Raw genomic sequence first — 26,134 nt, 5'->3', positions numbered from 1 at the left:
GCATGTTGCACAAAACTCCCGGTATTGTATTACGCGTCGTGAAGTACGGCGAAACCAGCGTTATCGTGAATATCTTCACGGAACTTTTCGGGGTGCAGTCTTATATCGTAAACGGGGCGCGTTCATCTAAACCAAAGGCCTCAAAAGGCAACCTGCTGCAGCCTGGCAACATCCTCGACTTAGTAGTGTATCATCACGATCAGAAAAATATACAGCGTATTTCGGAGTACAAGATGTCGTACATCTATACATCGCTGCATGTGAATGTGGTAAAAAATACGGTGGCGCTGTTTATTATTGAAATTCTGCAAAAAGCATTGCGGCAACCGGAGCATACTCCTGCCCTATTTTACTTTACCAGCACAGCTTTGCAGGCGCTGGACCTTTGCAGCACACAGGTGGCGGCTAACATTCCTTTATACTTTACGCTCAAACTGGCAGAACATCTGGGCTTTCGTATTAATGGCCATTTTTCCAATTATACACCTTATCTCGATATGCAGGAAGGTGTATACACCGACCTCCCGCCCCATCATAATTTCCATCTCGATGCTACCAACAGCGAAATAACAGACAGGCTGTTGAGCGTACCCAATCCCATCGACCTCGACAGCGTACCTTTGAACAAAGAGCGTCGCCGCTTCCTGCTCTACCGCTACCTCGACTTCTTCAAGTTACATATGCCCGACTTTCCCGAGCTTAATTCACCTCCCATTTTACATGAAATTCTGGATTAGGGACAAGGGGAACCAGGCGATAGCTCCTGATGGAGCCGCCGTTGCGTCGCACTCTTCAACAGTAGAAACGCTACTGAGCGTGTTCTTCCTTGAAGTATTTTAACTCCACATTATCACCGTCAAATACGGCGTAAGAGAAATAATTGATCCAGTCGCCGAGGTTAATATAGCGACTTTTTTCAGAGAGGGTAATATCAAGCGGCAGGTGCCGGTGGCCAAAGATCAGGTAATCGAAGTGTTGCTGTTGCAGCATTTCTTTCGAATAAATCGCGAGCCATTCGTTTTCCTCACCCAGGAATTTTTCAAGCTCCATACCGGTTTTGGCGCGGCTTTTACGACTAAAGTAATTAGCCAGCGATATGCCCCAGCTGGGGTGAATACCCGAAAACAACCAGCGGCATACAGGGTTACGGAATACTTTTTTCAAGAACTTGTAGCCATGGTCGCCGGGGCCTAAACCATCACCATGACCGATATAAAATTGTTTGCCACATATTTCGTAAGTCTGGGGCTCATAATACACCGGTATGTTTAACTCATCCTCAAAATAGCCATTCATCCACATGTCGTGATTACCGATAAAAACAGAGATACCAATGCCTTTATCGGTCATTTGCGCCAGTTTGCCCAGCAGCCTGGTATAGCCCTTTGGAATTACAGTTTTGTACTCGAACCAGAAGTCGAAAATATCGCCCACCAGGAAGATGTGCTGCGCATCTTTTTCCGCCATTTCTAACCAGCGCAGAATGTATTGTTCGCGCGCGCGGCTTTTCTCGGGCGTTGGTGCGCCGAGGTGAAAATCTGAAGCGAAATAGATACGTTTATTTTTCGGAAGTTCGATTTGCATGGGTGCAAAGATAGCGGAGAAACCCATTTTTTACTCGTCCAGCAGAAATACATACACCTCCTTAGGACCGTGTACGCCTACTACCAGCGTTTTTTCAATATCAGCCGTACGGCTGGGGCCAGTGGCCAGCGTGATCATGGAAGGCAACTGATCGCCGTAGCGGTCCTTCATTTTCACGATACCGTCGCGGATATCGAATATTAACTGGTGCGAAAAAGCGATGATAATATGGATCGGTGTATAAACCGGCAAAACCCTGCCGGACGGCTGGGCGGAACTGAGGATAACGCTGCCCGTACGGGCTACCAGGAATTCGCAGTCGGTAATCGCTGCATCCATTTCTTCCAGGCCGCCAACATTCAGGTAAGCAGGATTAAAAGGCGAAAGCATATTCAGCAACGCGGGCGTTTTACACTGTATATGCTTCCACTCTTTATGTTCAACAAGTGCCTGCAGGTTATCTGCCAGCTCTTCACGCGAAGAGCAAAAAACGAACTTACCCTGCAGGCGACTGAATTCTTCAGCAAATTTCAACTCCAGGCCATCATGCTCTGTCACAAAAACCGAACTATTGCCCTCTGCATTCGGGAAAGGCAGCTGAACCGGCTGGCTCAGCGCATTCCTTACTTTCTTCAATATATTTTCCTTGGCCGGAGAAATCTTCATTATTCTGTTACGTTAACAGGAGAAGGATTGATAATATCGGAAGGATGTACACCATCGGTTGTCATACCTTCTTTGTTCAAATGATGCTCCCTGTGGAGATCATAAGGACGTTTACCGATCAGGCGCTCAAGATCATCCTTGTACAGTACTTCTTTTTTCAACAGTTCCTGGGCCAGCACTTTTACGTTATCCAGCTTTTCGGTCAGCATCCTTTTGGTACGGATGTAAGCAGTCTCAATCAGTTTACGCACCTCTTCGTCAATCATCTTGGATGTTTCTTCAGAATAAGGTTTTGTAAACGCCTGGTCGCTGTTAGGATCGTAGAACGATACGTTACCGATTTTTTCGTTCATACCGTAAACCGTTACCATTGCATACGCCATACGGGTAATTACCTGCAGGTCGTTCTGCGCGCCGGTACTTACTTTACCGAAAACGATTTCTTCTACTGCACGTCCGCCAAGCGTCATACAGATATCGTCCATCAGCTGTTCGGTGTTGTACAGGTATTGTTCTTTAGGCAGGTATTGTGCATATCCAAGGGCAGCAACACCACGCGGAACGATCGTTACCTTCACCAGCGGATTTGCATGCTCCAGGTACCAACCGCAAATAGCGTGACCAGCTTCATGGTAAGCAATGATTTCCTTTTCTTCCGGAGAAATGATTTTGTTCTTTTTCTCCAAACCACCTATCACACGGTCTATCGCATCATTAAAGTCATCCATTTCCACTTCGGTTTTGCCTTTACGGGCTGCTATCAGCGCCGCTTCGTTACAAACGTTGGCAATATCCGCACCGGCAAAGCCAGGTGTCATAGAAGCAAGTTTCTTAATATCTAGGTTCGCTGATTTTTTGATCGGTTTCAGATGCACTTCAAAGATGTGCTCACGGCCATTCAAATCAGGCTTGTCGATAGAGATCTGGCGATCGAAACGGCCCGGGCGCAGCAGCGCACTATCCAGTACATCCGGACGGTTGGTGGCGGCCAGGATGATGATACCGCTGTCGGTACCAAAACCATCCATCTCTACCAGCAGCTGGTTAAGGGTGTTCTCCCGTTCGTCATTGCTCATCATCATGTTTTTACCACGTGCGCGGCCAATGGCGTCTATTTCATCGATGAAGATAATACAAGGTGCTTTTTCACGTGCCTGTTTAAACAGATCACGTACACGGCTGGCGCCCACACCTACGAACAGTTCAACGAAGTCGGAACCGGACATAGAGAAGAAAGGCACCTGGGCCTCACCGGCCATAGCCTTCGCGAGCAGGGTTTTACCCGTACCCGGAGGACCTACCAGCAATGCGCCTTTGGGTATTTTACCACCTAATGCGGTGTATTTTTTCGGGTTCTTCAGGAAATCCACGATTTCCATTACTTCTACCTTGGCTTCGTCGAGGCCTGCCACATCGTTAAACGTAATGTTTACGCGGGTGCCTTTATCGAACAAAGTAGCTTTGGATTTACCGATGTTAAAGATGCCTCCGGGACCGCCGCTTCCGCCTGCAGGACCGCCCATCTTACGCATAAGTAATACCCACAGACCAATAATCAGGATCACTGGCAGTAGCAACGGCGCAAGCTGGTCGAACCAGTTTGATCGCTCGTCGTAATACACATTTACCTGTTTATCCACCGGCAAATTCGCCTGCGCCCTGTCCATGTCAGTTTTAAATCCCTCGTCGCTTCCAATATTAAACTTGAAGTGCGGGCCAGGATTATCAGCTCCCCAGCGGCCTTTAGCCACTTTTTCGAACCTCGGTTCTTTCAGCTTGTCCTTCTTAATATAGACTTCAACATATTTTTTGTTGGTAATTACCATCAACTTGTCAACGTCTCCGTTCTGAAGGTAGTTAGCTTCAAATTGCTGAAAACTTATATTTTCGGGTTGGGGATGAAAATCGAAAAAGACGTTCATCGCCAGCAAGGCCACACCAATGAAGGCATAAACCCAGTATATATTGAACTTTGGTCCTTTTTTTGGAGATTTTTCTGATCCCTTTGAGTAATTGTTGCCTCCTTTTTCCATGATCTTCGCTCCTTAGCGCGTTTGTTTTTGCAATCGGTATTATAATAATATTAAGGCTTTTTTGTTCAATCCGCACAAAATCTATCCTAAATGGTCCATGCGCTCGGCATCGCTCCACATTTCCTCCAGGCTGTAAAACTTACGTGTTTCAGGCTGAAAGACATGGACCACGACATTTACATAATCAACCAGTATCCATTGTTGCCCGGTATATCCTTCGTGTTTGTAAGGGTCTTCATCTATACTCTTTTTCACCTCATCCTCAACAAAGTCTGCGATTGCTTTAACCTGGTTAGTGGAATTGGCCTCACATAAGATAAAGAAGTCAGCAACAGCTTCAGGAATCTTGCGAAGATCGAGAGATACGATATTCTCTCCTTTTTTTTCCTGGATGGCCTTAATGATAGTTGTAAAAATCTTACTGTTCCTAGTGATGCGGTTAACCGCCTTTTTCCTCGTATTCAGAATGGTTAAGGGTGCCAATAAATTCCTTGTTTTCGTTAAAAATAATCTTTAATTATCAAAATTACTAAAACAATAGCTGAAATATCATATGCGTAATCAGGTGATAACATTATGTCAGCCCCCCACACCACTTTCGGAAATGTTAAAATCCGTTACTTTGCTCTCTCAACTAATTATGTAGACGAACGTGATCGGAGAATATTTTAATGTTTTAGACAGTGTAGACAGCACCAATAACTATGCCATGGCCCGGCTCAATGAAGGCCCTGTGGCAGAGGGAACCGCCTGGTTTGCCATGGAGCAAACAGCGGGTAAAGGCCAGCGCGGTAAAGCCTGGCACAGCCCTCCGGGTGAGAATATTATGCTCACAACCGTGTTACAGCCTGCATTACAACTCCCGCAGCAGTTCATGCTTAGTATGGCCGTAGCCCTCGGCGCCTGCGACTTTTTCGCACACTATGCCGGCGACGAAACCTCTATTAAGTGGAGCAATGATATTTATTGGCGTGACAGAAAGGCAGCCGGCATACTCATAGAAAATATATTACGCGGCAGCATATGGCAATATGCCATAGTGGGCATCGGCATCAACATAAACGCACCCCGGTTTCCCGAAGAGCTGGCAAACCCTGTATCGCTCCGGCAAATTACCGGCCGTGAATGGGATTCGATCGAACTGGCAAAGGAACTATGTGCATTCCTGGACAAGCGCTACCGCCAACTACAGCCGGAAAGGATGAATGAAATGCTGGAGGAATATAAAAGCAGGCTTTTCCGCTTTAACGAACCAGCCTTTTATCGTAAGGACGGCGAACTTTTCCAGGCCACCATACGCGATGTACTGCCAGACGGACGACTGAAAATCGAAAAAGAAGATAATGAAATATTGGAACCGGGCTTTGGAGAAATCGAATTCGTATTTACCAAATAGGCACTTTAGACTCGCCTGCTTTGGAGAAGGTGTCTTCTCCAAAGTTGCAGGCGTAAGGGGTAGCCATATAAATTTTGGTTGATAAAGTGGAAGGACTTCCAAGATGCCCATTCTTTTTTGATTATACAAATCAAAAACTGCAACAAATTTGCATTTTGTTAACTTTTTGATCACAATCCCTTAACACGACTATTTTATACTATTTAATTATAATGTAAGCAAATAGAAGTAAAAACAGATAAATTTGGATCATGTCTGGAAAATTTAAATCTCCAAATAGAATATCCATCTTAAAAATGGATGACCTTAGCCAAGACTCGATTATATTAAACAAATCTATACATGATATCAGCGAAGCAGTTTTTACTGATCGCTACTTTAGCGTCCATTCCAGAAGAGATTACAACTGCAGGCATGATATTGCTGCCAGCAGGCGCGATTATTTTAAAATATCGCTCATCACCGCCGGGCCGGGACACTTCAGGCTTGGCCATAACGAATACCATATAAAGCCGCCGGTACTCATGTTCATAAACCCCACCGACTTAAAAACATGGATGCCGGACGACGAAGCAGAACAGGATGGCTACTATTGTATTTTTAAGGAGGAATTGTTTGAAGACGCACCACAGGACAGGGAAGAAGTACTTAATCACCCTATGTTTACAACCGGCGGCAACCCCGTTGTTAACCTTACAGAAGCAGAAGCGCGATACTTCGAATCCATATTTACACAATTAAAACTGGAATTTGATTCGGAAGATCCATTCCGGGAAGAAGCGATTCGCATCTATATTAAACTGTTAATGTTAAAGGCCAAACGGCAGGTAAATGCGGAAGCCCCGGCCCATACAACAATCAATGCATCCCACATGCTCACCAAACGGTTTGTGAGTTTGTTGGAGAAACAATTCCCTATCCAGTCACTGCACACGCAGCTTCAACTCAAAACCGTCAAAGCCTTTGCCGCTGAGCTTCACGTTCATCCCAATCACCTTAACGCCAGCGTAAAAACCGCTACGGGCAAAAACGCCAGTGAACATATCAAACACCGCATCACCCTGGAAGCCAAACTACTACTGAAGCATACAGACTGGCAAATTTCGGAGATCGCCGACTGCCTGGGCTTCGACGCCCCGGGAAACTTTACCCAGTTCTTCAAAAAACACACAGGACAAGCGCCGCACCTCTTCCGGCTTTAGGACAATCAAAATTTTTGTAACCCAAATTCAGTATTTCCTAACAACAGGTGCAAACCTATAGCAGGACAAGACCAGGTGTCAACCTCCAACAGGACTATTCCTGAAACCCGTAAACCGGCTTCAGGACAATCAAGATTCTTTGTAAACCAAATTCAGTATTTCCTAACAACAGGTGTAAACCTATAGCAGGACAAGACCGGACAAGACCCAGCCTGCCTCATCCCAGGCAGATCCCGGCTACATCCCTGCTCCGTTTAAGGTTCATTCTAGGTTCATTCTAGGTTCATCCTAGGTTCATTCTAGGTTAAATGACCTATAATCAACCTAGAATGAACCTTAGATCTACGAAGTATTAACCTATAATATAGCAAGGATCGTTAAAGGATGGTACAAGGCTGCCTAAACGATCCTATGGACCAGAAGATATCTGGTAAGATAATGCCGAACCGCAGCGGCCTTATCCCGGGCAATCACCATTAAGCCGACACTACTTTCAGCCATAAACAGACGGCAATAAAAAAGGGACAATCCTTCCGGACTGTCCCTTTTGTTTATCAACTTAATAAGATATTTCTATTTCGCTTTATAACCCCAGTCTTGCAGCCACTTCACTACTTTTTCGCGGTAATCGCCCTGTACCAGTATTATCCCATCTTTAGCACTGCCGCCGGCGCCACATTTGGTTTTAAGGTCTTTACCCAGCTTTTCCAGGTCTTCCGATTTACCCACAAAACCTTCTATCAGCGTTACTACTTTACCAGCCCGCTGTTTTTTATCCAATATAACCTTCAGTCGCTGCTCTGCAGGCGGCAAGGTATCCTGATCTTCCTGGTTATCGGACTCATATGAAAAATCGGGATTGGTGGAAAACACAATACCACCTGGGTTGGAATGTTTCTTCTTGCTCATAATGGATCCTTTTAATTATGGTACAATAATACGTAAAGCGGCAGGAACTATGTGAAAGCGGACCTCACTTCCTTTCAACTCCACCGCATCGCCATCTACCTGCAAACTGTCGAGCCCGGGGCTGCTTACCACTATCTCCTTCCCTCTTTCATGCTGCATGTAACCGCTTTTATGGATATTACCAGCCAGCGACCTGATGCTGATGGGCAGCAAATCCCAGAAGCGGACGGGCTTCACTACGCATATATCCAGCCAGCCATCGAACACGCTGGCAGGCGGTGCTATTTTGAATTCGTACCCGAACTGGTTGCCGTTGGCCACTGTAAGCAGGAACGCGGACATCTTTTTATCTCCCCCATCTATCTGCATATCATACGCCTCCGGTTTGTAACGACGGAAGTGACCAATGATAAGACGGGCGTAATTAACCAGTCCACGTTTTTTGCTATGCCGGAAACGATCTGCTATTAATGCGTCAAAACCTACGCCGGCGTTACTCAGGAACAGGTGCTCGTTGGCATAAGCCACATCCATGGGTAACTGTTTGTTAACTGCCACCAACGCCAGCGCTTTAGGAACGTCCAGCGGGATTTTCAGCGCGCGGGCCAGTCCGTTGCCGCTACCACGGGGCACTATAGCCAGCGCAGTAGCTGAACCCACAAGTCCCTGGGCAATTTCGTTTATGGAACCATCGCCACCTACCGCTACTACGGTGTGTACACCATCGTTCACGGCTTCTCTCGCAAGGTCGGCACCATGACCCAGGTATTCAAGATGTTTAACGGCAACAGAAAACTGATCGGCGGGGAGGTGTTGGCGAATATGCTGTTCCATCCGCTTTTCCCTGTCGGTACCCGCTTTACGGTTAATGATGATGAGTATCTTTTTCAGAAAACTGTTTTTGAGATTATTGAGTAACCGCTTTCAGGCTTAAATCCAGGCTCACCGCATGATGAATGATAGCACCCACAGAAATAAAGTCTACCCCTGTTTTGGCATATTCCTCCAGGTTAGCGAGGGTAATACCGCCGGAAGCTTCCGTTTCATAGCGGCCTTTGATCAGTGCCAGCGCCTCCGTTATCTGCGCCGGGGGATAATTGTCCAGCATAATACGATGCACCCTGCCCACTTTCAGCACTTCCTCCACATCGGCCAGCGTGCGGGTTTCCACTTCTATCTGCAAGGGCAGGTTGTTTTTCTGCAGATAGGCAACCGTACGCTCCACTGCTGCGGTAATTCCTCCTGCAAAGTCGATATGGTTGTCTTTCAGCATCACCATATCGTATAGCCCCATACGATGGTTTACACCGCCCCCAATGCGCACCGCCTCTTTTTCCAACATACGGAAATTAGGTGTGGTTTTGCGCGTATCGAGTATGCGGGTATGATAACCTTTCAGTTTTTCGGTATAGGTGCGGGTAAGCGTGGCAATGCCGCTCATACGTTGCATACAGTTAAGCACCAGCCGCTCGCCGGATAAGAGCGTATGCACGGTGGCACTCACTTCAAAAGCCGTTTCTCCGGCCGTCATGGCTTCCCCATCCTTCTTTAAAGGGATAAATACTGTTCCGGGATCGAGGTGCCGGAAGATGGCCTCCGCCACTTCCATACCGGCCAGTACACCGTTCTCTTTTATCTTCAACACCGCTTTCCCCTTTTCAGAAGCAGGAATACAGGCCAGTGTGCTGTGGTCGCCAGTGCCAATATCCTCCGCCAGGGCGGCTGTAATAAAGGCCGTAAGTGCATGCTCGTTCATAATCATTCTTTTGATCGCAGGCCCAAAAATAAAAAGTGCTTCGCAATTACTAGCGAAGCACCGGGGGCTTTTACAATTAATTTCAACTTTTTGTTTATTTATTCTCGAATTTAAGCTCGTTAAGTACGGTATTATTGCCTTTTTTCAGCACATAAATGGTAGTACGGTAGTTGCCGCCTGACGTAGTCATGTTACCTACAGCCATTACAGAACCGTTATTACTCTCCACTTTATGGATGATCTCTATTGATTTAACCTGGTTTTTGGCAAAAAAGTCTTTCAGAATGATCTCCGCCTGTGCCTTGCTGTAAGAAGCCGACTTACCAGACATGGTGATATCTATAGAATTATCCATAAAACGAGACAATCCTGCTGCATCGCCTTTTCTAATTGCACTTACCACATCGTCGAAAGGTGCGGCGAAAATGGTGAATGCTGCGAACATTCCCGCCAGTACCAGAGAGGTGAGTACAAAAATTATCTTTTTCATGTCCGTTCGTTTAATATACTTTTTATCGGTTATGCAAGGAGCCAAAAGCATGCCAAACACAGCATCAGCCTAATAAATGCCACCTTTGTGCTATATAAATCAGCGCCGAAACTATATAAAGTATTTGGCATGTAATAGTTTTGGAGGTGAACGCCGGATATTTTTTCGTGTAGGTAAACTTTAGGGAGTTGAGCGCTGTAATAACTAACTGCTAACAGTCATCCGATTTTTGTATAATTTCACGACCTCATAATTAAATATTAAAAGCCAGGATATTGTATGGAAAATAAGAAAGCAATTTTGATCATTATGGATGGCTGGGGCCAGGGGCAGGTACCCGCTGCAGACGCCATTGCACACGCTAAAACTCCTTTTGTAAGCGCTTTATACCAGCAATATCCGCATAGTACGCTTATTACCTGTGGTGAAGATGTAGGTTTGCCTGAAGGCCAGATGGGCAACTCAGAAGTTGGTCACCTGAACCTCGGTGCCGGCCGTATAGTATACCAGGAGCTTCAGCGCATTAACGTAGCCGTTCGCACCGGCGAGCTGGCCGCCAACCCGGTACTCCAGAACGCAATGAACTATGCCCTCACTAACGGTAAAGCCCTTCACCTGATGGGCCTCGTAAGCGATGGCGGTGTTCACTCTCACACCAATCACCTGAAAGCACTCACGCAGATCGCCAAAGACAAAGGCCTGCCTAACGTATATATACACGCGTTTACCGATGGCCGCGACACCGATCCTAAAGGCGGTTTGGGTTATATCGAAGACCTGCAGCAACACCTGGCAGCCACCACCGGCAAAATAGCCACGGTTACCGGCCGCTACTACGCCATGGACCGCGACAAACGCTGGGAAAGAGTAAAACTGGCCTACGATGCACTCGTACACGGCACAGGCACTTACACGCAAGACCTGCTCACCGCTATCAAAGCCTCTTATGCAGAAGGGGTGACCGACGAATTCATTAAACCCATCATCGTTTCTGAAAACGGCGCAACGCCAATAGCCGTTATACAGCCCGGCGATGCAGTAATCAGCTTCAACTTCCGTACGGATCGCTGCCGCGAAATTACACAGGTACTTACACAGGAGGCTTTCCCGGAAGCAGGCATGCACCCGCTGGCGCTCAACTATACTACCATGACCGAGTACGACAAATCGTACCACGGCGTACACGTGATTTTTGAGAACGATAACCTGAATATGACGCTCGGCGAAGTGCTGGAGCAAAACAACCGCACCCAGATCCGCATTGCCGAAACGGAAAAATATCCGCACGTATCATTCTTCTTCTCCGGTGGCCGCGAAATCGAGTTCATCGGCGAAAGAAGGCTGCTGGCCCCATCGCCCAAAGTAGCTACTTACGACCTGAAGCCGGAAATGAGCGCCAACGAACTGGCCGACCTCATTGTTCCGGAACTGCTCGCCAGGAGCGCCGACTTCGTTTGTCTGAACTTCGCTAATGCCGACATGGTAGGCCACACAGGTGTTTGGCCCGCGGTGGTAAAAGCAGTAGAAACGGTGGACAACTGCGTGGCCCGTGTGGTGACTGCTGCCCTGGCCAGCGATTATACCGTTTTCCTGACAGCCGATCACGGTAACGCCGACTTCATGATCAACCCCGACGGTACACCAAACACCGCCCACTCGCTGAACCTGGTACCGCTGTTCATCATCAGCAATGATTTTAAAGGCACCGTTAAAAGCGGTAAACTGGGCGACATCGCTCCTACCATCCTCCATTTTATGGGCTTGCCTATTCCAAAAGAAATGACAGGCAACATACTGGTATAAAGTAACACATCTACCTAAAATATAGCCCCAGCCGCAACGCCGGGGCTTTTTATTTCGAGCAGTACAAGATAAGTTTTACAGATAGTCGCCCTCTTTCCAACCAATTGTTTTTCAATTACAAAGAGATTTTTCCCTTCACTGTAACTTTTCATTTCCCTCCCCCGTTTAACTATCAAATTACCCAGCCCATGAATGCTTTCTACAAGTCATTTTTAATTCCGGTAATTGTAGTGATGGGGACAGCCTTTCAGGGTTGCGTAAAGGATACGTGCAAAAGAGAACTACCGGCTACTATTTATACTGCGGTGAGGAAATCGCTGACCGATGTGAGAGCAGATGTGCGGATGGTGGCTGCAACCGAAGTGCATCACCCGGGGAAAATTTATATAAAGGGCAGTTACATTTTTTTAAATGAGCTGAACAAAGGGATTCACGTTTTCGATAACCGGAACCCTGCGGCCCCTAAACAAATTTCGTTTATTAACATTCCGGGCAATGTAGACCTGGCTGTATCGGGCAATGCCTTATATGCGGATAGTTTTATGGACCTGGTGGTGTTTGACATTACAGACCCTGTCAATGTGAAGCTGAACAAGCGGGTAGAAAACGTATACGATGTACGATACAACTACCAGTTTACGCAGGTGCGTGATTCCCTGATAGTTGACTACCTGGCGCGGGACACAGTTTATCAACTGGACTGCTCATCCATACCAACAGGCGGACCGGTAATGTATTCAGATGCGAACAGCGTTACGCTCCAAAATGCCAGCGCCAAATCGAACTACAGCGCTGTAGCAAAGGGCGGATCGATGTCTCGTTTTACCGTGATGAACAGCACGTTGTACCTGATCGACAATGCGGAGATCAAAGCCTATAACATCCAGCAACCGGACAACCCGCAATTTGCGAACACAACGAAAGTAGCTTTTGGTATCGAAACACTGTTCCCCTATAAAAACTACCTTTTCGTAGGCGCTAATGCGGGCATGTACATTATGGATGCCAGCAACCCAACGGCACCGGTTTTAAAAGGAACGTTTTCGCATGTACGTAGCTGCGATCCTGTGGTGGTAGAAGATGATAAAGCTTATGTAACGCTGCGATCAGGCTCAGCATGCCAGGGGTTTACGAATCAACTGGAAGTAGTAGACGTAAAAAATGTAGAAGCACCCTTCCTGATTAAAACTTACCCAATGAAAAATCCCTGGGGATTAGGCATTGATAATGGTAAACTATTTATCTGCGAAGGAAAATTCGGATTAAAGTTTTTGGATGCGAGCAATACTACAGACATAAAGACCGTTAAATTGCTCGAAGGCATAGAAACCTATGACGTAATCCCATACAATGATGTGTTGCTGGTAAGTGCTAAAGATGGATTATATCAATACAGCTATACCGATTTACAAAAGCCTAAACTACTGAGTAAAATACCTGTTACAGATGTAAAGTAGTACTTATGAAGCATCTCGTAAAACTGGCCGCTGGCTTATGTTTAACACTGGTATTGAGTATAAATGTTAATAACAGTAATGCACAAACGAATTCCGGCAAGCGGAAAAACGTTCTTTATAATATTACGGAAACAGGAATGCTTTACGGGAACGAAACCGGGATCTCGATAAAAACAGTTCTCGGTTATCGTTTCCAGCATAAGTATTCGGTAGGGATCGGGATTGGTTATCAGCATTATTATTTAGGTAGTATGCTGATAGATGTTGAAGAAAAACAGTTTCCCGACATAAGCGTAATACCCATCTTCGCAGACGTTCGTTATGATCTGCTGGATAAAAAAATTACGCCCTTCATTTATGGAAATGCAGGTTTTTCACATCTGGTAAAGATGGAAACTACGTACGAAAAGTTTAAACAGGACAAGCCTGGAGTAGTTTTCGAAGGTGGTATCGGACAAAAGTTCAGCGCCAGCGTCCGGCGCTCATTTATTATCAGTGCAGGATACCAGTACAGCGATGTGAAGGGAATAGTAAAAACGAGATTTGAGGCGGAACAAGCCGCTTTTGATAAATATACTTTCGGCCGCATCACCTTCAGGGTTGGCCTAACGCTTTAGTGCTCTCGACAGATTTGCTCATGCATCAGATGCGCCGTGTTTACGGCGCATTATTTTTTTAAGACGGTGTTAACACCGCGGGGATGGCTTAGTTTCCCTAATTTTGCGGTTATGAGATCATTAGCCTGGTTTTCGCTGATAGGAATGCTGATTGGAGTAACCGCCTGCACCGGCCCGGAACAGCCGCACCCATCTACCCGCAGTTACCGGGACCTGAAACGGATTTTCAGGGAAGAGGCCGCACAATTGAAGCAACAGCGCCCATCTATCCAAAAAATAGTAACGCTCAACGGCCTAACCGATACGATTATGGTAGCAGATACCGCTGCCATTAACTCCCTGTTCCAGCCATTTATGGATGCGGACATCAGTAAGCCCTCCTTGTACGACGCCTACAGCGAGGCTAAAATCGCCAACGCGTTTAATGGCGACACCTCGGTGATGTATATGGCTAAGGGCAAACAAACCCGCCCCTCGCAGGTAATCCTGAACGTTGATAAACAACAGCAGCTGCGCTCCGCCGACATTACCTCTTCCGCAAGTAATATGCTGTACCGGTTTAAACAAGACCTGCATTATGAGCACAACAAACTAATGCGCATTATTACTGTACAGAAGGTATTGTTTTTGAAAGAAGAGCAAATGGAAGTGATCGTTCAGTTTGGACAGCAAAACAAGTAGTAAAGTATGACCGCAGCAGAGTTTTCTCAAATATCGCACACCATACCTACCCAGGCAGGTATATACAAGTACTTTAACGAAAGTAACGAACTGCTGTACGTGGGCAAAGCTATTAATCTCCGCAAGCGGGTAAGTTCCTACTTCGTTAAGAATCACGACAACTATAAAACACGTAAACTGGTGGAGAACATCCACCATGTAGAGTTTACCATCGTAGACTCCGAGCAGGACGCCTTCCTGTTGGAGAACTCCCTGATAAAACAGTTCCGGCCCAAGTTTAATATCGACCTGAAGGACGATAAGAGTTATCCTTTTATCGTGATCAAACATGAATCTTTCCCGAGGGTGTTTCTTACCCGCCGCCTTATTAAAGACGGGTCGGAATACCTCGGACCATTTACCTCCGTAGGCCGTGTGCGCGAGCTTTTAGATATTATCCGCTATAACATTCCGCTACGCACCTGTAACCTTAACCTTTCGCCGCAGAATGTAAAAAAGGGGAAGTATAAAGTGTGCCTGGAATACCATCTTGGCAACTGTAAAGGCCCCTGCGAAGGTTTGCAGGAAGAAGATAATTACCGTGAGGGCCTGCAGCAGGTAAAAGAAATACTTCGCGGCAACCTCTCGCCCGTACTGAATATGTTTCGCGAACAAATGCAGGCACACGCCATGAACATGGAGTTCGAGAAAGCGGAGATTATGCGGAAAAAGATCGAAAGCCTGCAGGAGTATAAATCCAAATCGGCTATCGTTAACAGCCGGATTGGTCATGTAGATGTATTTACCGTACTGAGTGAGGGTAACCACGCCTACGTAAACTACCTCCGCGTACTTAACGGCACCATCGCCGATACCAAAACCATTACACTGGAAAAGAAGCTGGAGGAAACGGACGAGGAAGTACTTCCTTACGCTATATCCTACCTGCGCGAAGCTTTCAGCAGCCTGGCAAAAGAGATCATCGTACCATTTGAGGTAAGTTATCCTGAAGAACAGGTAACGGTTACGGTACCAAAAGGCGGCGATAAAAAGAAGCTGCTGGACCTTTCCTCCAAAAACGTGAATTACTTCCGCGAAGAGCTGTACAAAAAGAAGATACTGCACCTCGAAGGCAAGACGGATATGGAGAAAAAGAACGTACTCTATAAACTACAGGCCGACCTGGAGTTGCAGGAACTGCCGGTGCATATTGAATGTTTCGATAACTCGAACTTCCAGGGTAGTTACCCGGTATCCGCATGCGTGGTGTTTAAAGATGGTATTGCCTCCAAAAAGGACTACCGCCACTTCAACATTAAAACAGTTGAGGGAATTAACGACTTCGCCTCTATGAGCGAGGTGGTGTTTCGCCGTTACCGCAGGTTGCTGGAAGAACAGCAGCCGTTACCACAGCTCGTCATCATAGATGGCGGTAAGGGCCAGTTAGGTGCCGCGCTGGACAGCATCCGCAAACTGGACCTTATCGGCAGTATGACGGTGGTGGGCCTGGCTAAAAACGAAGAAGAGATATTTTTCCCCGGAGATAAAGACAGCATTAAACTGCCGTATGACAGCGAAAGCCTGAAACTGATCAGGCGCATACGCGACGAGGTACACCGCTTTGGTATTACCTTCCATCGCCAGAAACGTAGCAAAGGCACATTTAAGAATGAGCTGGAGGGCATTAAAGGCATTGGAGAAAACACGGCCACCCAATTACTGCAAACATTCCGCTCTGTAGCGAAGGTAAAACTGCTTTCGCAGGACGATTTGGTGAAGGAGATAGGCGTTGCAAAAGGAAAGATAGTTTGGGAGTACTTTCACAAAGAAGATAAAGCAAAAGACACGCCTGCATAACCACGTTAACACCGCCACTAAAAAAGGGAGCCCGGTTGTAAAACCAGGCTCATTCCCCAAGTTAACCATTAAAAGACACAGATATTTAGAATACCGGAACCACCGGTGGAGTATCGGCGTTATGCGTGTACCAGCCTCACTTTCAGCGTGTGCCCGAGTACAATATAAAAATAGCGATGGCTTGATTATCTCTATGTTAAGGGCTTGTTATCATGCCAAATCTCAACGCTATCTTACACACTTGTTACAACACATAAAATCCGATAAAACGCTTTACTGTAGCCCTTTTAGATAGCCAGGAGAATAGCCGGGGTTACTCCCTTTGCACCTGTAATGGCAGACTTAGCGCGTAATGCCTGCAGTAAGTGCCTTTGTTCGTGCGCAATGAGGAAGCGGAAAGTGTCGCCTGCAGACAGTTTGATCCATTTACTAAGTGATGTGGGCACTGGTAGCTTTTGAATATTTACCTTCTCTGCACGCTGTAATAATGCTGTGAGTTGTTTCTGCTGGTCCATAAATTCATCGAGCACGGCCGATGTATTTAGCTTGGACTGCGGAACCTTATCCCTGGGCGATTGCATTTTTGATTTAAGCGCCCCATCAGCCTGCGGTTTCATCATGTTGGTAAAATAATTACCAAGCCAACTGCTTTTGAACACCGCCGGCGGTATCGTTTTTTGTAATGCACCACCGGCGATGGCTGCGTCGAGCTGCGGGAGATAATAACGTCCATACCCGTTCAGGTGTTCCAGGCATTGCGCAATGCTCCATTTATCAGGAGCCGGAGACTGCAAAAGAATGTTGGGGGTTAAGCCGGATATTTCATCTTTCACTACCGATTCGATGCGGTTTACATCGGATTGTAAAGCAGAAAGAAGTTCCAGGCGGTTAAATGTTCTCATACCATGATTTGTTTCAACAAAGGTAGCAAGCACGCCTAAGCAAAATCTTGGTGCAGACCAACATTTTAGAAAAAGGCTGCTTTAGAGGCGCACAGAGCCCATCAACTTAGAAAAGGTTGCAGGGTCAATGCCGAGGTAAGAAGCGAGGTATTTATGCGGTATAATTTGCAGTACGTGCGGGCTGCGGGTAAGCAGCTTCCGGAATTTCTGCTCCGCATTACTGGTGAGCATTTCTATATGCCTTTCCATTACACCCGAAAGAGCTGCCGTAGTACCGATGCGCACCCAGCGTTCGATAAGGGGATATTTGTCCATCAGCCGGGTAAGGTCGGCAAACGATAAGCGCAGGCAACGGCAGGCGGTGAGGGTTTCGAGGTAGTAACGTGAGGGTTGTTGTAAAAAGAACGAGTCGATAACCCCGGAGAAAGAGCCGGTATAATTGAACACCAATGTTGCATCTTTATCCCCTTCCAGGAAGAAAGCTCTTTGTACACCTTCCAGCACGAAATAGGCGTAACGCTCTACTTCGCCGGCCGCTGTGATCACTTCCTTCCGTTTGAACTGCACAGGTTCCCAGCAGGCGGCCATTTCTTCCCATTGCTGCGGGGGAAGATCAACTACTGCATATATGGCAGGCCTGAGTTTATCGATATCCATATCTCCTCTAAAATAAACAAAAAAAAGAAGCTGCCCCATGCGGGACAGCTTCTCTATACAGGATTTGACGTTACACGATTAGTACTGCCAGAGGTCCTGCTCCTTGTTGAAGATTTTGTCTTTGACAGACTGGCCTTCGAGGAGCTGCATTACACCGTCTTTGATGTAGTGGCGGATCTCACGGTTGTAGGTGTTGTTTTCCTTCACTACGTAGCTGGCGAAGAAGCGCATTTCGAAAAGGTCTTCCCAGCTCATAGTAGATGCGTCGTTGTTCTGGTTGTACACGTCGTACTTAGCCAGTACAGGGCGCAGGTCGGGGTAGTAAACCCAGAAGAGGGGCACGGAGGCACGGAACGAACCGTCTTCGTTTAACCTCGACATGAGCGGCGCGATGCCAAGGATACGCACTTTAAGTGCAGAGGCCTCTTTATCGAACACCCAAACTTCCTTCACTTTGAACTGCTTTACGGTGAGCGGGTTGAATTCGTCGCGTGTGGTCACCATTGTTTCGGCCCCTGTTACAGGGTCGATGCTGCGCACGGTCCTTTCTTCACCACCCATTTTAGTCTGGATTTCCTGGTAGGTCATCTTGGTGCTAAAGCGGTCGTCGATCGGGTTGAAAGCTTCTACCTCATTATTTTTGATGGCTTCTACGAGGATATTGATGAACAGTTGGTTTACGCCACTTTCGTCTTCCACGTTATATTGGAAGGGAAGGTTCATTTTTTCGCGCACATCGATTACCTGCCAGATCTTCTTTTCCCAGAAACGGTCATCCTCGCGGATGTAGTCGTAGGCAATTGGCGTACGCTCCGCGTTCAGCCTTTTTTCTACAACTCCGTCTACACGCAGCGACTTGCGCGGCGTATCGGATACAGCCGGTGCCGGTTCTCCGATAGGAGCGCCGGTAGATGCCGGTGCATTACCCGAAGAGGCAGGAGTAGTTACCGTGTTGCCGGTGGCAGGGTTGGTAACCGGGGCCTGCTCGGTAGGAGGCGGCGTATCTGTAGTAGCGCGCCTGCGCCTTTGCGCATCAGCATCCGATGTGGCTAAGAATGTCAGCAACAATGTGCCTAAACCAATGTTTTTAATCATATCTGCTCGCATAACCATTCGGTTTATACTTTATTTAGTTTAAAGTGAAGGTCATACCGTACGGCATATCACGGGTTTTGCCGTCCGGACCTTTTACTTTGATATTTTCGATATATACTTTGTCGCCAGGTTTCACAGACTGCAGTGCGCTTTTGGCAGGACCAGGGAAGTAGGCTGAAGAAGCTACTTCGTCCACATAATCCTTACCTCTTGCGTCGATACCGATACGGAAACCAACTACATCATATTTAACACCTTCGAATTCGAAGTTTTCAAGTACAGCTCTTACACCCTGCTGCTGTTTGAATTCCGCCGTTTTAACAAGACCACCTTTAGAGAATCCGATCATTGTAACAGGATCCGGGATGTTCTTTACGCGGTATTCTTTAGATGCCAGTGTTTTCACTTTACCGTCTACAGTAGCACTTACCACGATTTTGCAGGTACCGGGAGAAGTTACAGTGGCCATAAACTGGCCTGCACCTTTCTTCTCGATACGTCCACCACCGCCTTCAATTGAAGCAACTACGCTTTCCGCAGGTACGCCGGCAGCAGTGATAGAGATCGGGTTCTGTACTGCTATGTAAAGCACGTTCATCTTATCTGCAGAAATTGCAGTAGCGGTAGCGCCTACATTATACGTTTCAGAGAAGCTTTTTTCTACACGCTGACCGTTTGGTTTGGTGAGTACCACTGTACCGGAGATGGTTTTTTCACCAAGGCCCGAAACCGGGATAGAGAAAGTACCTTTACCGTTTACAGCTTCCACACTTTGACCGTTAACAGTGATCGTTGGGGTTACAGTACTGCTGTAGGCACCCATGGCGATCTGCGCGGTAAGCGTTTGGCCTTCTGTCAGGTTTTTTGAGTTCAAAGACACGAGTGCGTCCAGCTGGTCGAACACGAAGTCTTCTTCACTGATTTCTTTTAACAATCCGTCGATAACGAGCGACTCAGAGTTTTTGATGTCGTTCTGGAATTTAGAGAGGATTGTTACCGCTGCGATGGTAGGTACCATGTTAAAGTGGTAGATGCTCCATGTTTTGGCAGGACCACCATGACCAACTTTCGCGTGACCGATCTCGATCTTCAGCGGAAGTGTTTTTTCCAGGTCAGTTTTGTGTTTGGCGCTCACAAGGCTGAGGAATTTTGCGCGTGTTTCTTCAAGACGCTTTTGCAATTTATTACCTTCCTTGCGGTTTTCCATTACACGGGTAGCAGCGTCCAGGTTGTCTTTTCCTTTCAGATCGCCATCTGGTTTACGGCCACCGCTTTCTTTAATGATCTCTTCTTTCAGTCGTTCGATTTCAGCTACTGCATCAGCAGATACTTTTTTAGCTTCGTCCGCTTTCTTTTTATAAGGACCGGCTTTGGCGGCATCAGCAGCCAGTTGCTTTTCGAACTGTTTGTAAGTGAGGTCGTTTTTACCTGTTAAAGAACTATTTGATGTTATAATTGAATCGTTTACTATGTCGAATGCGTTTAGGATTTCTGCCGATACGTTCATCGCCAGCATCGCCGTTAAGACCAGGTACATGAAGTTGATCATCTTCTGCCTGGGGTCTTTAGGTAGTGCCATAGTTGTTTACAAATTTTAGATTAATGTCTTTGTTCCAATCTATATGCGATACCTTATCTGCCTTGCATTGCAGTCAACATATTACCGTAAACGGTATTAAGGTTACCCAGGTTCTTCGCCAGCAGGGAGATTTGCTCCTGTGTCTTTTTGGCGTCGTCAACACTGTTTGTCATCGCCTGAGACGCGCTCAGCAGGTTGCTGTAGAACGTGTTCATTGCTTTCAGGTGATTGTTGGTATCCTGCAGTTCCAGTTCATATATCGCGTTCAGAGAAGCGAGGTTTTTGGTCATTACCTGCACTTGTTCGTGGAACGTCCTGGTAGAATCTGAAGCAGTATTAAAGGAAGCAACTGCGGCAGCGGCGCTGGTGTAAGCATTTGTTACGGAGCCGAGAGCTGCGGTAGCTTCTTTAGTTTTAGCGGTGTACTCGCCTGTAGCAGCAACAACGTTGCTCACATCTTTCATTCCTTCTACTGTAGAACCCAGTTTCTGGAAGTTTTCGCTCAGGCGTTTCAGGTTTGCGGGTGTAATGTCTGCTTCCTGGAGCATCTTATCCAGCGCTGCTGTGTTACTTGGGCCTCCGGCAACCGTTACTGCAACAGGGGCTGCAGGGGCAGAGGAGTCTGGTACGAAAGCGTACGCGAAGAAGATAAGGGCCTCAACGCTCAAACCCATAATCAGGGCGACGTCGGCACCAGGCCAGTGTTGGATCTTAAACAATGCACCGATAATTACCACGGATGCACCGATACAAACACCGAAGTTCAGCCATTTACCAGTAGAGTTATTCATAGCCATAGGTCAAAATTTTAGATTAAAATTTGTTTGTTTAAAGGTTAAAAAGCTCGTTATAGAATATAGTGTTCTCATGACTTGATTTGCAATGCAGGGTTTTCAATACCCCTATAGCTATTCGATCTTACTTCTTATTGAAATCGTTTTTGGAGCGGCTCAGGAAGGCAATTGTACACCTGAAACCTACGTACGATTTGGCGCTGTCCTGGAATTCGTACGAACGCGTACCGTTCTGCAGGAAATAACCAATGTCTTTCCATGAACCTCCTCTAACTGCTTTACGCTTCATTTTTGGAGCAGCATCATCAGGAACGTCCATACGGAGGTAAGGGTTCATATCTGATGTAAAGGAGTAGGAGTTTTCGTAGAAGATATCCTGTGTCCATTCGGCTACGTTACCTGCCATGTTGTACAGGCCATAATCGTTAGGCCAGTAAGCATCGGCACGTACGGTGTAGAAACCGCCATCTTCCGGATAGTTACCGCGACCAGGTTTAAAGTTCGCCAGCAAACAACCTTTCTTGTTACGCGGGTAGTAACCACCCCAGGGGTAAGGCGCCTGTTCACGACCACCTCGTGCGGCATATTCCCATTGCGCCTCAGATGGCAGCTGGAATTTATCTTCCGTATAAAGTTTCTTGGAAACACGATAGTCATCCCAGAAGCGGCTGCGCCATTCGCAGAAAGCATTTGCCTGATGCCAGGTTACACCCACTACAGGATAGTTATCGAAAGCCGGATGCCAGAAGTACATCCTCGTCATCGGCTCGTTATAAGCGTACGAGAAATCCCTGATCCAGCAAAGGGTATCGGGGTAGATCGCCACGTCTTTCTTCTCGATGAAGGTTGAGCGCGACTTACCTGCATTCTCACGCAGTTTAGCCTTATCCCAGTTAAAGGTTTCGGCATGATACTTCAGTTTATTTACGTCGATCTCCTTACGGCCATACAAACGATCGGCCTCAGAATACAACAACGCGTCGATCTTCTCTAAGGTCGCTTTGTCCTTCCAGTTGATCTTCTGCTTCCAGTCGATAAAGTCCTGGCCATCCACATTCTTCACGTGCCCCATCAAAACATGGGAGATAGAATCGGTTACCCAGCCTACGAACTGGCGGTACTCGTTGTTGGTGATCTCGGTCGCGTCCATGTAAAAACCTGAGATGGAAATGGCCTTGTTCCTGGCAGTGAAGGAATAGTTCACGTCCTCATCACTGGGGCCCATGTGAAACGTTCCGGACGGCACATACACCATTCCATAAGGTACAGGAGGATAATACTTGGGCCTGGGGCTCACACCTATGAGTTGCCCCTGTGCATTTTTTGGAGTCTTGCTGCCGCCGCAACTTGCCAGCAGAACAGGCAGCAGTATAGCCAAAAGCCCTTTACAATAATTAATCTTCATAAGGGTGACTTTCATTAGAATATGTTTTCCTTTTACCTGCCAGATGCATCTCTGCCAACCCGTAACGGCCTTGAATCATCGCTTTTTTTCACCTGGTTGTTTATCAGAAAGATAGCAAATGTAATAATTTATTTTAATCCGTAGTTACTTTTTACCCAACTTTTTCAAACCCAATCCTGACTTCTTGTAACTAATTTAAACGAGTTTTTTAACATTTTATTATATCCAGCCAATTTTCTTATAGATTCAATGCAAAATAATCAATTTCAGTTACAAATTAATAATTTCTTCTATATATTTCACTGGCTTAACACAAGCATAATGCTCGCATAAATATATTAATGTTTCACCTTCCGCAAACCTTTCCACTAACAAAGGCATATCTTTTTCTTCTCTTTCCACGCCCAGTAAGACTTTGAACGGTATATATTTTTTATTTATATCATTCATCCTGCCCTTATAATCAGTACCCACTACGGCTAATTCTTTCGTCCCCAACACCATTTGCATCAGTAACGACGCCCAAACACCGAAAGAGGTGGGATACCTGGTGGCGGTTTGCGCTAACCCCGAAACCATCCCGGTTGCGCGCTCTGCCCATTTTCGCTGGTCAAATACGATCGACAGATACCACAAGTTGCAGGCCATCACCGCGTTACCGCTAGGCACGGCACCATCATAAATCTCTTTTTTACGTACGATAACATCGGTTTGACCGGTTGCCGTGTAATAAAAATAAATTTCGTCCTCGTCTCCAAAAGCCGCTTCCACAAACTTTGTCAGGTCTTTCGCTCTGCGGATGTAGAAAAGATTTCCCGTCACTTCGCTCAGCGCAATCAACGCCCTTATCACGTACGCATAATCGTCCAGGAATGCAGGGTACTTGGCAGAGCCGTTTTTGTAGGTATGGTATAGGGCCCCGCTATCGCCCGGCTGTTGCATTGCCGCCAGCACAAAGTTCATTGCCTTTTCGGCCATCTCTCTGTAGGCTTGCGTACCGCTTACGCTGTACGCCTTACAACATGCGTGAATCAATAACGCGTTCCACCCTAATAATATTTTATCGTCGAGGCCCGGACGAATACGTTTATCTCGCGCCAGCAGGAGTTTTGAGCGCCCTTCGGCCAGTATAACTTCCAGCTTTTCAATGGGTAAGCCGGTGCCTGCTACAAATTCTTTTACAGGTTCGGTGATCCATAAAATATTTGTTTCTTCCCAATTTCCATGTTCGCGTATGTCGTAAAACCGGCAGAACAATTCGGCATCGTCGCCCAGTACTTCCTCTACCTCAGCTTTACTCCAGGTATAAAACTTTCCCTCCACTCCCTCTGAATCGGCGTCCAGCGCGGCATAAAAGGCACCATCGGGGGATGTCATTTCGCGGGAAATGAACTGAAGGGTATGGTGAATGGTATCAAGGTAAGTTTGCTCCTGCGTGATCTGGTACGCGTCGGCCATGGCGTCGATAAGAAGGGCATTATCATACAACATCTTTTCAAAATGCGGGGCCAGCCACATTTCGTCGGTGGAGTAGCGGGCAAAACCACCGCCCAGCTGGTCGTACAGGCCGCCTTGTATCATTTTGTCCAGCGATAACAGGGACTGTTTCCTGGCCGCTTCGTCGCCGAATGCATGGTCGTACTGCAACAGGTAACGAATAGAAAAGGTGCCCGGGAACTTAGGCGCACGGCCAAATCCTCCCCATTCCTTGTCGGCCTGGGCCATAATGGCCGTAGCGGCAGTATCACACTGCTCTTTATTAAACAACTCGTTTATGGGTACCAGCGCACTTTTCGAGGCTTCTACGCCAAACTTATTAGAGTTGTGTAAATGTTCTGTAAGGGTTTGCGCCTGCTGCTCCAACTCGCCGCGCCGCTCGCGGTATGCCTGGCTGATGGCTTCCAGCACTTCTGTCCACGATGGGCGATTGTAAGCCTTTACCGGCGGGTAATAGGTACCACCGTAAAAAGGCTGCTTGTTCGGCAACAGGAATACGTTCAGCGGCCAGCCTCCCTGCCCGCTCATGGCCTGCAAGGCATCCATGTATATATGGTCGAGGTCGGGACGTTCTTCCCGGTCTATCTTAATATTAATGAAATGTTTGTTCATAATGGCGGCAGTAGCTTCGTTCTCGAAGCTTTCCCGCTCCATTACATGGCACCAGTGGCAGGCGGCGTAACCGATACTCACCAGTATTGGTTTGTTCTGTTCCACAGCCAGGTTCAGCGCTTCTTCGCCCCAGGGGTACCAGTTTACGGGATTATGGGCATGTTGCAGCAGATAGGGACTGGCCTCTCCAGCCAGTTTGTTCGTATGTGCAGGTATCAAAGTGTCCGGTTTTTGATTGTAAGCTCCTCAAATTACAGGCCGCCCCAAAAGCAGCAGGGGAACGGTTTACACCGCTCCCCTGCAATTAATGATATTTTTCTGAGTTTGAATCTATTTTTTGCCCAGGTCGTTCAGATATTTTTCCAGCGCTGCTACCATCGAAGGTGCCTGTGGCGCCGGCGCTTTAACATCCAGGCGAAGACCTGCTTCTTCTACTGCTGCCGAAGTGGTAGGCCCAAATGCCCCAATAGCCGTACCGTTCTGCTTGAACTTAGGAACATTTTCGAAGAGCGATTTTACGCCCGAAGGACTGAAAAACACGATCAGATCGTACAAAGTACCGGCCAGGATGTCCTTCACATCGTTCGAAACCGTTTTGTAAAGGCTGGCTGTTGCGTACTCGCACTTGTTCGCCTTCATCCATTCTTCAATATCTTTCTTCTGGCTGTCGGAACTGGGGAACAGGAATTTCTCGTTCTCCTTGTGTTTGTTCATCACGTCCAGCAGGCTTTTGGTGGTACCGTCGGCCCCGAAAAATACTTTACGTTTACGGTAAAGTATGAACTTCTGCAAGTACAGCGCTACTGCCTCTGTAATACAGAAATACTTACAATCCTGTGAAACCTTTAGCTTGAGTTCTTCGCAAACCCTGAAAAAGTGGTCTACGGAATTACGGCTGGTGAAAACGACAGCTGTATAGTTGAGAATATCAACCTTTTGCTTACGAAACTCTTTGCCAGGTACACCTTCCACCCTAATAAACGGATGAAAATCCAGTCGCACGTTGAATTTCTTTGCTAAGTCGTAGTAGGGGGATTTCTCTGTCTCTGGCTTAGGTTGGGAAATGAGGATTGACAGTTGCTTTTCTTGCAATTCTTTTTTTTGCCCGCCTTTAATCATACGTAATTTGCTCTTGTGTTAACAATCGCAGTAATTTACATTAC

General features: G+C 46.9%; 25 protein-coding genes. 9 read left to right on the top strand and 16 right to left on the bottom strand.

All coding sequences use genetic code 11. The features are described 5' to 3' along the window. The first annotated feature begins 2 nt into the window (after positions 1 to 2). The gene (gene recO, locus QZT80_RS21095; RefSeq protein WP_295126807.1) at positions 3 to 737 is read left to right on the top strand and encodes a DNA repair protein RecO; all 735 of its coding nucleotides are present in this window, start codon (positions 3 to 5) and stop codon (positions 735 to 737) included. Between the two features lie 70 nt (positions 738 to 807). Here recO and QZT80_RS21090 read toward each other — a convergent pair whose 3' ends face one another. The 4 genes from QZT80_RS21090 to rsfS form a co-directional block, all read right to left on the bottom strand. After that, positions 808 to 1,584: a UDP-2,3-diacylglucosamine diphosphatase gene (locus QZT80_RS21090; protein ID WP_295126804.1), complete on the bottom strand. Its 777-nt coding sequence runs from the start codon at positions 1,582 to 1,584 to the stop codon at positions 808 to 810. Positions 1,585 to 1,614: 30 nt separating this feature from the next. Continuing rightward, entirely contained in the window at positions 1,615 to 2,250 is a 636-nt protein-coding gene (locus QZT80_RS21085; RefSeq protein WP_295126802.1) for an LUD domain-containing protein, read from the bottom strand. After that, positions 2,250 to 4,283 carry an ATP-dependent zinc metalloprotease FtsH gene (gene ftsH, locus QZT80_RS21080; RefSeq protein ID WP_295126798.1) on the bottom strand — a complete coding sequence of 678 codons (2,034 nt, stop codon included), beginning with the start codon at positions 4,281 to 4,283 and terminating at the stop codon, positions 2,250 to 2,252. The genes QZT80_RS21085 and ftsH overlap by 1 nt, the downstream gene beginning before the upstream one ends. An 81-nt stretch (positions 4,284 to 4,364) precedes the next feature. Beyond that, positions 4,365 to 4,766 (bottom strand): ribosome silencing factor, encoded by a 402-nt coding sequence (gene rsfS / locus QZT80_RS21075; protein WP_295126795.1) that lies wholly within the window; start codon positions 4,764 to 4,766, stop codon positions 4,365 to 4,367. A 169-nt stretch (positions 4,767 to 4,935) separates the two neighbouring features. On the opposite strand from rsfS, the gene QZT80_RS21070 reads away from it, so the two are divergent. The 3 genes from QZT80_RS21070 to QZT80_RS21060 all read left to right on the top strand — a co-directional run bounded on the left by QZT80_RS21070 (position 4,936) and on the right by QZT80_RS21060 (position 6,881). After that, positions 4,936 to 5,679, top strand: coding sequence for a biotin--[acetyl-CoA-carboxylase] ligase (locus tag QZT80_RS21070; RefSeq protein ID WP_295126793.1), 744 nt, complete (start codon positions 4,936 to 4,938; stop codon positions 5,677 to 5,679). A gap of 342 nt (positions 5,680 to 6,021) precedes the next feature. After that, positions 6,022 to 6,189 carry a hypothetical protein gene (locus tag QZT80_RS21065; RefSeq protein WP_295126888.1) on the top strand — a complete coding sequence of 56 codons (168 nt, stop codon included), beginning with the start codon at positions 6,022 to 6,024 and terminating at the stop codon, positions 6,187 to 6,189. After that, on the top strand, positions 6,129 to 6,881 hold the full coding sequence (locus QZT80_RS21060) for an AraC family transcriptional regulator (protein WP_295126884.1): 753 nt from the start codon (positions 6,129 to 6,131) through the stop codon (positions 6,879 to 6,881). The genes QZT80_RS21065 and QZT80_RS21060 overlap by 61 nt, the downstream gene beginning before the upstream one ends. Positions 6,882 to 7,454: 573 nt before the next feature. Here QZT80_RS21060 and QZT80_RS21055 read toward each other — a convergent pair. The 4 genes from QZT80_RS21055 to QZT80_RS21040 all read right to left on the bottom strand — a co-directional run bounded on the left by QZT80_RS21055 (position 7,455) and on the right by QZT80_RS21040 (position 10,036). After that, positions 7,455 to 7,790, bottom strand: coding sequence for a translation initiation factor (locus QZT80_RS21055; RefSeq protein WP_295126790.1), 336 nt, complete (start codon positions 7,788 to 7,790; stop codon positions 7,455 to 7,457). Between the two features lie 15 nt (positions 7,791 to 7,805). Continuing rightward, entirely contained in the window at positions 7,806 to 8,666 is an 861-nt protein-coding gene (locus tag QZT80_RS21050; protein ID WP_295126881.1) for a diacylglycerol kinase family protein, read from the bottom strand. A gap of 31 nt (positions 8,667 to 8,697) precedes the next feature. Continuing rightward, positions 8,698 to 9,546 (bottom strand): carboxylating nicotinate-nucleotide diphosphorylase, encoded by an 849-nt coding sequence (nadC, locus tag QZT80_RS21045; protein WP_295126788.1) that lies wholly within the window; start codon positions 9,544 to 9,546, stop codon positions 8,698 to 8,700. A gap of 94 nt (positions 9,547 to 9,640) precedes the next feature. Beyond that, positions 9,641 to 10,036, bottom strand: a complete 396-nt coding sequence (locus tag QZT80_RS21040) for a DUF4783 domain-containing protein (protein WP_295126785.1) — start codon at positions 10,034 to 10,036, stop codon at positions 9,641 to 9,643. 279 nt (positions 10,037 to 10,315) lie between these two features. Here QZT80_RS21040 and gpmI point away from each other — a divergent pair, with 279 nt between their 5' ends. The 5 genes from gpmI (at position 10,316) to uvrC (ending at position 16,430) form a co-directional block, all read left to right on the top strand. After that, positions 10,316 to 11,839 (top strand): 2,3-bisphosphoglycerate-independent phosphoglycerate mutase, encoded by a 1,524-nt coding sequence (gpmI, locus tag QZT80_RS21035; protein ID WP_295126783.1) that lies wholly within the window; start codon positions 10,316 to 10,318, stop codon positions 11,837 to 11,839. 188 nt (positions 11,840 to 12,027) lie between these two features. After that, the gene (locus tag QZT80_RS21030) at positions 12,028 to 13,296 is read left to right on the top strand and encodes a hypothetical protein (protein ID WP_295126781.1); all 1,269 of its coding nucleotides are present in this window, start codon (positions 12,028 to 12,030) and stop codon (positions 13,294 to 13,296) included. A gap of 5 nt (positions 13,297 to 13,301) precedes the next feature. Beyond that, positions 13,302 to 13,913: a hypothetical protein gene (locus QZT80_RS21025; protein ID WP_295126780.1), complete on the top strand. Its 612-nt coding sequence runs from the start codon at positions 13,302 to 13,304 to the stop codon at positions 13,911 to 13,913. A gap of 111 nt (positions 13,914 to 14,024) precedes the next feature. Further along, positions 14,025 to 14,594 carry a hypothetical protein gene (locus QZT80_RS21020; protein WP_295126778.1) on the top strand — a complete coding sequence of 190 codons (570 nt, stop codon included), beginning with the start codon at positions 14,025 to 14,027 and terminating at the stop codon, positions 14,592 to 14,594. Positions 14,595 to 14,600: 6 nt separating this feature from the next. Next, positions 14,601 to 16,430 carry an excinuclease ABC subunit UvrC gene (gene uvrC / locus QZT80_RS21015; protein WP_295126777.1) on the top strand — a complete coding sequence of 610 codons (1,830 nt, stop codon included), beginning with the start codon at positions 14,601 to 14,603 and terminating at the stop codon, positions 16,428 to 16,430. Between the two features lie 287 nt (positions 16,431 to 16,717). On the opposite strand, the gene QZT80_RS21010 is transcribed toward uvrC, so the two are convergent. The 8 genes from QZT80_RS21010 to QZT80_RS20975 form a co-directional block, all read right to left on the bottom strand. Next, positions 16,718 to 17,332, bottom strand: a complete 615-nt coding sequence (locus QZT80_RS21010) for a DinB family protein (RefSeq protein WP_295126776.1) — start codon at positions 17,330 to 17,332, stop codon at positions 16,718 to 16,720. A gap of 81 nt (positions 17,333 to 17,413) precedes the next feature. Beyond that, complete coding sequence (locus QZT80_RS21005; protein ID WP_295126774.1) at positions 17,414 to 17,989, bottom strand: Crp/Fnr family transcriptional regulator; 576 nt, start codon at positions 17,987 to 17,989, stop codon at positions 17,414 to 17,416. 78 nt (positions 17,990 to 18,067) lie between these two features. Continuing rightward, entirely contained in the window at positions 18,068 to 19,096 is a 1,029-nt protein-coding gene (gene gldN, locus QZT80_RS21000) for a gliding motility protein GldN (protein WP_295126772.1), read from the bottom strand. Positions 19,097 to 19,118: 22 nt separating this feature from the next. Next, positions 19,119 to 20,663, bottom strand: a complete 1,545-nt coding sequence (gene gldM, locus QZT80_RS20995; protein ID WP_295126770.1) for a gliding motility protein GldM — start codon at positions 20,661 to 20,663, stop codon at positions 19,119 to 19,121. A 53-nt stretch (positions 20,664 to 20,716) separates the two neighbouring features. Continuing rightward, entirely contained in the window at positions 20,717 to 21,460 is a 744-nt protein-coding gene (gene gldL / locus QZT80_RS20990; protein ID WP_295126768.1) for a gliding motility protein GldL, read from the bottom strand. Between the two features lie 121 nt (positions 21,461 to 21,581). Continuing rightward, positions 21,582 to 22,877 carry an SUMF1/EgtB/PvdO family nonheme iron enzyme gene (locus QZT80_RS20985; RefSeq protein WP_295126766.1) on the bottom strand — a complete coding sequence of 432 codons (1,296 nt, stop codon included), beginning with the start codon at positions 22,875 to 22,877 and terminating at the stop codon, positions 21,582 to 21,584. A gap of 255 nt (positions 22,878 to 23,132) precedes the next feature. Then, positions 23,133 to 25,190 carry a thioredoxin domain-containing protein gene (locus tag QZT80_RS20980; RefSeq protein WP_295126765.1) on the bottom strand — a complete coding sequence of 686 codons (2,058 nt, stop codon included), beginning with the start codon at positions 25,188 to 25,190 and terminating at the stop codon, positions 23,133 to 23,135. 111 nt (positions 25,191 to 25,301) lie between these two features. Further along, positions 25,302 to 26,063, bottom strand: a complete 762-nt coding sequence (locus QZT80_RS20975) for a uroporphyrinogen-III synthase (RefSeq protein ID WP_295126763.1) — start codon at positions 26,061 to 26,063, stop codon at positions 25,302 to 25,304. Between the last annotated feature and the right edge of the window lie 71 nt (positions 26,064 to 26,134).

Source organism: uncultured Chitinophaga sp., from assembly GCF_902168175.1.
Lineage (GTDB): Bacteria > Bacteroidota > Bacteroidia > Chitinophagales > Chitinophagaceae > Chitinophaga.
The sequence above is the reverse complement of the archived record's forward strand: the minus strand, read 5'-3'. Positions and strand labels throughout refer to the sequence as shown.

Excerpts from the sequence above, each read along its gene's own strand:
- nadC (WP_295126788.1), bottom strand. The coding sequence starts at position 9,546 with ATGAACGAGCATGCACTTACGGCCTTTATTACAGCCGCCCTGGCGGAG.
- QZT80_RS21025 (WP_295126780.1), top strand. The coding sequence starts at position 13,302 with ATGAAGCATCTCGTAAAACTGGCCGCTGGCTTATGTTTAACACTGGTA.
- uvrC (WP_295126777.1), top strand. The coding sequence starts at position 14,601 with ATGACCGCAGCAGAGTTTTCTCAAATATCGCACACCATACCTACCCAG.
- recO (WP_295126807.1), top strand. The coding sequence starts at position 3 with ATGTTGCACAAAACTCCCGGTATTGTATTACGCGTCGTGAAGTACGGC.
- gldL (WP_295126768.1), bottom strand. The coding sequence starts at position 21,460 with ATGGCTATGAATAACTCTACTGGTAAATGGCTGAACTTCGGTGTTTGT.
- QZT80_RS21005 (WP_295126774.1), bottom strand. The coding sequence starts at position 17,989 with ATGGATATCGATAAACTCAGGCCTGCCATATATGCAGTAGTTGATCTT.
- QZT80_RS21030 (WP_295126781.1), top strand. The coding sequence starts at position 12,028 with ATGAATGCTTTCTACAAGTCATTTTTAATTCCGGTAATTGTAGTGATG.
- gldN (WP_295126772.1), bottom strand. The coding sequence starts at position 19,096 with ATGCGAGCAGATATGATTAAAAACATTGGTTTAGGCACATTGTTGCTG.
- QZT80_RS21090 (WP_295126804.1), bottom strand. The coding sequence starts at position 1,584 with ATGCAAATCGAACTTCCGAAAAATAAACGTATCTATTTCGCTTCAGAT.
- gpmI (WP_295126783.1), top strand. The coding sequence starts at position 10,316 with ATGGAAAATAAGAAAGCAATTTTGATCATTATGGATGGCTGGGGCCAG.
- QZT80_RS21040 (WP_295126785.1), bottom strand. The coding sequence starts at position 10,036 with ATGAAAAAGATAATTTTTGTACTCACCTCTCTGGTACTGGCGGGAATG.
- QZT80_RS21065 (WP_295126888.1), top strand. The coding sequence starts at position 6,022 with ATGATATCAGCGAAGCAGTTTTTACTGATCGCTACTTTAGCGTCCATT.
- QZT80_RS21055 (WP_295126790.1), bottom strand. The coding sequence starts at position 7,790 with ATGAGCAAGAAGAAACATTCCAACCCAGGTGGTATTGTGTTTTCCACC.
- QZT80_RS21085 (WP_295126802.1), bottom strand. The coding sequence starts at position 2,250 with ATGAAGATTTCTCCGGCCAAGGAAAATATATTGAAGAAAGTAAGGAAT.
- QZT80_RS20985 (WP_295126766.1), bottom strand. The coding sequence starts at position 22,877 with ATGAAAGTCACCCTTATGAAGATTAATTATTGTAAAGGGCTTTTGGCT.
- ftsH (WP_295126798.1), bottom strand. The coding sequence starts at position 4,283 with ATGGAAAAAGGAGGCAACAATTACTCAAAGGGATCAGAAAAATCTCCA.
- QZT80_RS21020 (WP_295126778.1), top strand. The coding sequence starts at position 14,025 with ATGAGATCATTAGCCTGGTTTTCGCTGATAGGAATGCTGATTGGAGTA.
- QZT80_RS21010 (WP_295126776.1), bottom strand. The coding sequence starts at position 17,332 with ATGAGAACATTTAACCGCCTGGAACTTCTTTCTGCTTTACAATCCGAT.
- gldM (WP_295126770.1), bottom strand. The coding sequence starts at position 20,663 with ATGGCACTACCTAAAGACCCCAGGCAGAAGATGATCAACTTCATGTAC.